We start from the raw sequence: 5849 nt of genomic DNA, 5'->3' as shown, positions 1-5849 counted from the left end.
GCGGCGGTGGGCGCCGCCTGGGGCTCCTTCCACAGGATGGCGGCGCAGCCCTCCGGGCTGATGACGGAGTACATCCCGCCCTCGCTCACCAGCACCCGGTCCGCCACGGCCAGCGCGAGCGCCCCGCCGCTGCCGCCTTCGCCGGTGAGGACGGCGACGACCGGCACGGCGAGCCGGGACATCAGCCGCAGGCTCTCCGCGATGGCGACGGCCTGGCCGCCGCGCTCGGACTCCGGGCCCGGGTTGGCGCCCGGGGTGTCGATCAGGGTGACCACGGGCAGGCCGAGCTTCTCGGCGAGCCGCATCAGCCGGGCCGCCTTCCGGTACCCGGCCGGGGTGGCCATGCCGAAGGTGTGGCGGCGGCGGGCGGTGAGCCCGGGCCCGCCCTTGTGATGCCCGATCAGCATCACCGGCCGCCCGTCCAGGCGGCCCGGACCGCCGACGATGGCGGGGCAGTCCGCGGCCAGCCGGTCGCCGTGCAGTTCCTGGAAGCCTTCGAGGAGATGGCCCGCGTAGTCGAGGACCGTGGGCCGGTTGGGGTGCCGGGCCAGCCGCACGGTCTCCCACGGGTCCCGCTCGGGTACGCCGCAGGGGTCGCGGAGTACGGGGGAGGGCCCGTCGTCGCCGTGGGGCGCGGAGGCGCGGCCGTGCGAGCCCGCCGGCGCGGCCGCCCCCAGCAGCCTCCCCAGCGTCGCTCGCAGCCCCGACCGGGGCACGACGTCGTCCACCATCCCGTGTGCGAGGAGGAACTCCGCTGTCTGGAACCCCTCCGGCAGCCGTTCCCCCGTCGTCTGCTCGATCACCCGGGGTCCGGCGAAGCCCATCCGCGCGCCGGGCTCGGCCAGGATCACGTCCGCCAGTGTCGCGAACGACGCGGCCACGCCCCCGTACGTCGGGTCGGTGATCAGGGAGATGGTGAGGACGCCGGCCTCGTCAAGTTCGGTCAGCGCCTGGACGGTCTTGGCCATCTGCATGAGGGACAGGGCGCCCTCCTGCATCCGGGCGCCGCCCGAGGCCACGACCATCAGCAGCGGTACGCGCTCCCGCAGGCTCGTGGCCGCGGCCTCGGTGATCAGCGCCCCGACCCCGCAGCCCAGACTCCCGCCCAGGAAGCGGAAGTCCATGGCGGCCACCACCACGGGCCGCCCCTCGATCCGGCCTCGCACGCAGACCACGGCCTCCCGCAGTCCGGTCGCCGCCCGGGCCTCCGCCAACCGGTCCGCGTACGGCCGGGTGTCGGTGAACTCCAGCGGGTCGTGCAGGGATTCCACGAAGTCCAGCGGGGAGGCGGAATCCGGATCGAGGAGCTGGTCCAGGCGCGCGTGCGCCGTCAGGCGCGCGTGCGAGCCGCAGTCCGGGCAGACGTGGTGGTTCCTGCCGAACCGCTTGCCGTAGACGAGCCCTTCGCAGCGTTCGCAGCGCACCCACTCGGGAGTGGGGGCGATCGGCCGGTCGTCGAACTGCACCATCTCGGCTGCTCCTTGGGCTCGTCGGACTCGGGCGGGAGGGGAGGCCCTCGGGCGGAGAGGGAGGCCCCTCCGATGGAGAGGGCAGGCCCCTGGCGGGCTCAGAGCACGCCCGCCCCCGTGCGGGAGCCGTCGCGCTCCCATCGGTAGAACTCCTGCGCCATGGCGTCCTTGGGGCTGCGCCAGGTCTCCGGGTCGTACGCCGAGACGTACGCCGAGAGGTGGGCGCTGACCTCGCGGAAGGCGGGGTGCTCCGCGATCTTGGCGACGGCCGGGCCCGGGGGCCGGTCGGCCTCGATCAGATGCAGGTACACGTCGCCGAACTGGAACAGGCTCCGGCCGGTGACCCCGACCAGGCCGGGCAGCTCACCCCGGTCGGAGGTGGCGAACACCTCCGCGATGTTCGCTGCCGAGCCCGGCGCCATCCGGGCGACGATCAGGGCGCGGTGGGTCGCCGCACCCTGATCGGGCGTCCCGGGCGGGGAGTTGAGGGGGGCGCCCACCGTCACGCCCCCACTCGCGCGTTGGCCCGCTGCTCGATCTTGTCCCGGATGAGTTCCATCTGGATCTTCGAGTTGCGGTTGATGTGCTCGGTCATGCCCGCGTCGTCGACCGGGGCCTCGGGCCGCATCGCGAAGTCCTGGATCCAGCGCATCCGGGTGCCGTCGGGCATCTCCTCGTACTCCCAGCGGATGTCCATGTACTGGAAGGGGCCGGGCTCGACCCGGCGGGCCCGGACGGTGAGTTCGGGGCGGTCGGTGGTGCGCTCGGAGACCCAGCTCCAGACGGTGCCGTTCTCGTCCGGGTGCATCGTCAGCCGGAAGGTGGTGCTCTCGCCCTCCCGGGAGAGGACCTCGACCGCGGCGTACTCGCTGAACAGCCGCGGCCAGTTCTCCAGGTCGTTGGTCATGTTCCAGACGAGGTCCAGGGGCGCGTTGATGGTGATGTCGTTCTCGGTGTGTGCGGACATGTCAGGCTCCAGCTGTCAGGTTGTTGTTGACGAGGTCGAGGAAGTCGCCGGGGGTCTTGCACTGCTCGGCGTTCGGGGGCAGCGGCCTGCCGAAGCGGTTCTCCAGCTCGCCCACGATGCCGAGCAGGCCGAGCGAGTCGAGCCCGTACGCGGCGAAGGTGGACGCGGGCTGGGTCGCCATCAGCTGCGGGTCGACCGTGACACCCGCGCCGCTCTTCATCAGCGTGGCCAGCTCGATGTAGGTCAGTTGGACGGTCATGTCGTTCTCCTTCTCACCAGGGGCCTTCTCATCAGGGCCCGGCCGTGTTGTCGGGGCCGGTACGGGCCCGGACCGACGGAGGTCTGTCACCAGAGCGAGCCGGACTCCTCCCGCCGCAGCACGAGCGCCGAGTTGGAGCCCATCAGCCCACGGCTCAGCACCAGGGCCGTCCGCAGCTCCTTGGGACGGGCGCACACGGTGACCAGGTCGAGGTCGTGGCAGACGTCCAGGACGCCGGGGGTGGGCGGCACGACGCCGTGCTCCATCGCGAGCACCGCGGCGGCCGCGTCCAGCACGGGAGCGCCGCAGTACGCCCTGCCGGTACCGGTCTTGGGCGCGGTCACCGGCACGCTCCGGGCGTGCGCCCCCAGCGCGTCGCCGATGGCCAGCGCCTCGGCGCGGTCCGCGAGCGGCATCCCGAGGGCGTCGGCGAAGATCACGTCGATCTCCTGCGGGGCGCACTCCGCGTCCGCGAGCGCGCCGCGGATCGCGTTGGACAGGCCCTCCCGGGAGCGTTGCCACTCGGCCGCGCCCGTGAAGGTCGCCGCGTGTCCGGCGACCCGGGCCCGGACGCGGGCGCCGCGTGCCCGGGCCGCCGACTCCTCCTCGACGACGAGCATCGCGCCGCCCTCCGCGGGCACGAACCCGCAGGCCGAGGAGGTGAAGGGCAGATAGGCCCGGTCGGGGTCGGAGGACCGGCTGAGGTCGTCGTACCCGAGCTGGCAGACCACCGAGTACGGGGCCAGCGGCGCCTCGCAGGCGCCGACCACCACCGCGTCGGTGCCGCGCCGGATGTTCCGGGCGGCGTGCGCGAGCGCGTCGAGCCCGCCCGCCTCGTCACTGGCCACCACCCCGCAGGGGCCCTTGAACCCGCCGCGGATGGAGATCTGGCCGGTGCTGGCCGCGTAGAACCAGGCGATGGACTGGTACGGGCCCACGTAGCGCGAGCCCTGGCCCCACAGCCGTTGCAGCTCGCGCTGGCCGAACTCGCCGCCGCCGGAGCCGGCGGCCGTGACGACGCCGATCGCGAACGGCGAGACCGCACCGCCGCCCTGGCCGCCGTCCCGGAGCTCGGGCAGCCGGGCGTCGTCCAGGGCCAGTCCCGCCGCGGCCATCGCGAAGTGCGTGAACCGGTCGGTCTGCACGAGGAAGCGCTCCTCGATCACCGTCGCCGGGTCGAAGCCGCGGACCTCGCCCGCGATCTTCAGCGGCAGCTGCTCGCATCCCTCGCGGGTGACCTTGTCGAGGACGCTGATGCCCTCCTTGGTCGCCTTCCAGAAGGCGTCCGTGCCGATCCCGTTGGGAGCGACGACGCCGATGCCCGTGACGACCGAACGCCGTTCGGACCAGGCTGGGTTGTGCGCGGAGCTCATGGTGTCCTCCCGCCCTCTCGGGTCAGCACCATCGCGGACTGGAAGCCGCCGAACCCGCTGCCGACCGACAGCACGGTGCGCAGCGGCATCTCACGCGCCGTCTTCGGCACGTAGTCGAGGTCGCACTCGGGGTCCGGCGTCTCGTAGTTGGCGGTCGGCGGCACGACCTGGTGGGCCAGCGCGAGGGTGCACGCCACCACCTCGATCGCCCCGATCGCGCCGAGCGAATGGCCCACCATCGACTTGATGGAGCTCATCGGGATCTTGTACGCGTGGTCGCGCAGCGACCGCTTGACCGCGGCCGTCTCGTGCCGGTCGTTCTGCTGGGTGCCGGAGCCGTGCGCGTTGACGTAGTCGACCTCGGAGCCGTCGAGCCGCGCGTGGCCCAGCGCCTTGTCGATGGCCTCGGCCATCTCCAGGCCCTCCCGGGTCAGCCCCGTCATGTGGTACGCGTTGCCGAAGGTGGCGTAGCCGCGTACCTCGCAGTAGACGGGGGCGCCGCGGGCCCGGGCGTGCTCCAGCTCCTCCAGGACGAGTACGGCGCCGCCCTCGCCCATCACGAACCCGTCGCGGTGGGCGTCGAAGGGGCGGGAGGCGTGGGCCGGGTCGTCGTTGTTCGGCGACGTGGCCTTGATCGCGTCGAAGCAGGCCACCGTGATCGGGGAGATCGGGGAGTCGGAGGCGCCTGCGATGCAGACGTCCATCTCGCCCTCCTCGATGGCGTGGAAGGCGTACCCGATCGCGTCGAGCCCCGAGGTGCAGCCGGTGGAGACGGTCTGCACCGGGCCGCGGGCGCCGATCTGCTCGGCCACCTCGGAGGCGAGCGAGCTGGGCGAGAACGCCCGGTGCAGCTGGGGGCCGGCCCGCAGGTGGTCCACGTCCCAGCGCTCGCCCGCGCTGCTCACCAGCACGTAGTCGTGTTCGAGGCGGGTCGTGCCGCCGACCGCGGTGCCCAGTGAGACCCCGACCCGCCACGGGTCCTCCGACTCCGGGTCGAGCCCGGAGTCGCGTACCGCCTCCTCGGCGGCGACCATCGCGAACTGCACGTACCGGTCGGCCCGTTCCATCTCGGTCTCGTCCAGACCGTGGGCCGCGGGGTCGAAGTCGCACTCGGCGGCTATCCGCGAGCGGAACCCCTCCGGGTCGAAGAGAGTGATCCCCCGGGTGGCTGTCCGGCCGTCGGTGAGCAGCTTCCAGAAGGCCGGGATGCCGACGCCACCCGGGGCGACTATGCCGACCCCGGTGACCGCGACACGGCGGGTCACCGCAGCGACTCCGCTCGTTCGGGGGGCGCGGCCGCGGCGGCGGTGCCCTCCGTTCCCTCGGGCCGCTCGGTGCCTTCGGTGTCCACGTGCCCCAGTTCGGGGCGCGGGGCCAGCGGGCCGAGGTGGAAGACCATCCGGGCCTCGGTGCCGCCCACGTTGCGGAACCGGTGCCGCATGTGGGTCGGGATCAGCAGGCCCTGGTCGGGGCGGAGCGGGTGTGTCTCCCCGTCGAGGTCGACCTCCAGATCACCGCACACCACGTACACGAACTCCTCGGAGTACGGGTGGTAGTGCTCGCCGATGCGCTCGCCGGGCTGCACGATGGCCAGCCCCATGAAGCCGCTCGTGGCGCCCACCGCGGTGGGCGTGAGCATGGCGCGCAGATCTCCGCCGCGCCTTCGGTTGGGCTGGGTCTCACTGAGGTCCACGATGCGTGGGTACGGGTGCGTGGGCGTGGTCATGACGGCTACCTCCAAGGGGGCCCTGCGCCGAAGGAGACGGAGAGGGGGAAAGGGG

Annotated in this window: 7 protein-coding genes; all 7 read right to left on the bottom strand. The window is 73.0% G+C overall.

Annotation, left to right across the window (positions count from 1 at the left end; translation table 11 throughout):
• Window positions 1–1469, bottom strand: a 1469-nt coding sequence (accD, locus tag AOK16_RS07300) for an acetyl-CoA carboxylase, carboxyltransferase subunit beta (protein WP_055471412.1), incomplete at its 3' end; no start/stop codon positions are given.
• A 98-nt stretch (window positions 1470–1567) separates the two neighbouring features.
• Window positions 1568–1975, bottom strand: a complete 408-nt coding sequence (locus AOK16_RS07295; RefSeq protein ID WP_079101139.1) for a TcmI family type II polyketide cyclase — start codon at window positions 1973–1975, stop codon at window positions 1568–1570.
• Window positions 1972–2436 carry an SRPBCC family protein gene (locus AOK16_RS07290; protein ID WP_055471411.1) on the bottom strand — a complete coding sequence of 155 codons (465 nt, stop codon included), beginning with the start codon at window positions 2434–2436 and terminating at the stop codon, window positions 1972–1974. Before AOK16_RS07290 ends, AOK16_RS07295 begins: the two co-directional genes overlap by 4 nt.
• A 1-nt stretch (window position 2437) precedes the next feature.
• Entirely contained in the window at window positions 2438–2695 is a 258-nt protein-coding gene (locus tag AOK16_RS07285) for an acyl carrier protein (protein ID WP_055471410.1), read from the bottom strand.
• Window positions 2696–2781: 86 nt separating this feature from the next.
• The gene (locus tag AOK16_RS07280) at window positions 2782–4068 is read right to left on the bottom strand and encodes a beta-ketoacyl synthase N-terminal-like domain-containing protein (protein WP_055471409.1); all 1287 of its coding nucleotides are present in this window, start codon (window positions 4066–4068) and stop codon (window positions 2782–2784) included.
• Window positions 4065–5333, bottom strand: coding sequence for a beta-ketoacyl-[acyl-carrier-protein] synthase family protein (locus tag AOK16_RS07275; protein WP_055471408.1), 1269 nt, complete (start codon window positions 5331–5333; stop codon window positions 4065–4067). Before AOK16_RS07275 ends, AOK16_RS07280 begins: the two co-directional genes overlap by 4 nt.
• Window positions 5330–5794, bottom strand: coding sequence for a cupin domain-containing protein (locus AOK16_RS07270; RefSeq protein WP_055471407.1), 465 nt, complete (start codon window positions 5792–5794; stop codon window positions 5330–5332). Before AOK16_RS07270 ends, AOK16_RS07275 begins: the two co-directional genes overlap by 4 nt.
• Between the last annotated feature and the right edge of the window lie 55 nt (window positions 5795–5849).

Origin of the sequence: Streptomyces pathocidini (assembly GCF_001418495.1) — a bacterium.
In the GTDB taxonomy this organism is placed as follows: Bacteria; Actinomycetota; Actinomycetes; order Streptomycetales; family Streptomycetaceae; genus Streptomyces; species Streptomyces pathocidini.
The sequence above is the reverse complement of the archived record's forward strand: the minus strand, read 5'-3'. Positions and strand labels throughout refer to the sequence as shown.

What these genes read in the sequence shown, in the direction of transcription:
- AOK16_RS07290 (WP_055471411.1), bottom strand. Translation starts at nt 2,436, where the DNA reads ATGTCCGCACACACCGAGAACGACATCACCATCAACGCGCCCCTGGAC.
- AOK16_RS07280 (WP_055471409.1), bottom strand. Translation starts at nt 4,068, where the DNA reads ATGAGCTCCGCGCACAACCCAGCCTGGTCCGAACGGCGTTCGGTCGTC.
- AOK16_RS07270 (WP_055471407.1), bottom strand. Translation starts at nt 5,794, where the DNA reads ATGACCACGCCCACGCACCCGTACCCACGCATCGTGGACCTCAGTGAG.
- AOK16_RS07285 (WP_055471410.1), bottom strand. Translation starts at nt 2,695, where the DNA reads ATGACCGTCCAACTGACCTACATCGAGCTGGCCACGCTGATGAAGAGC.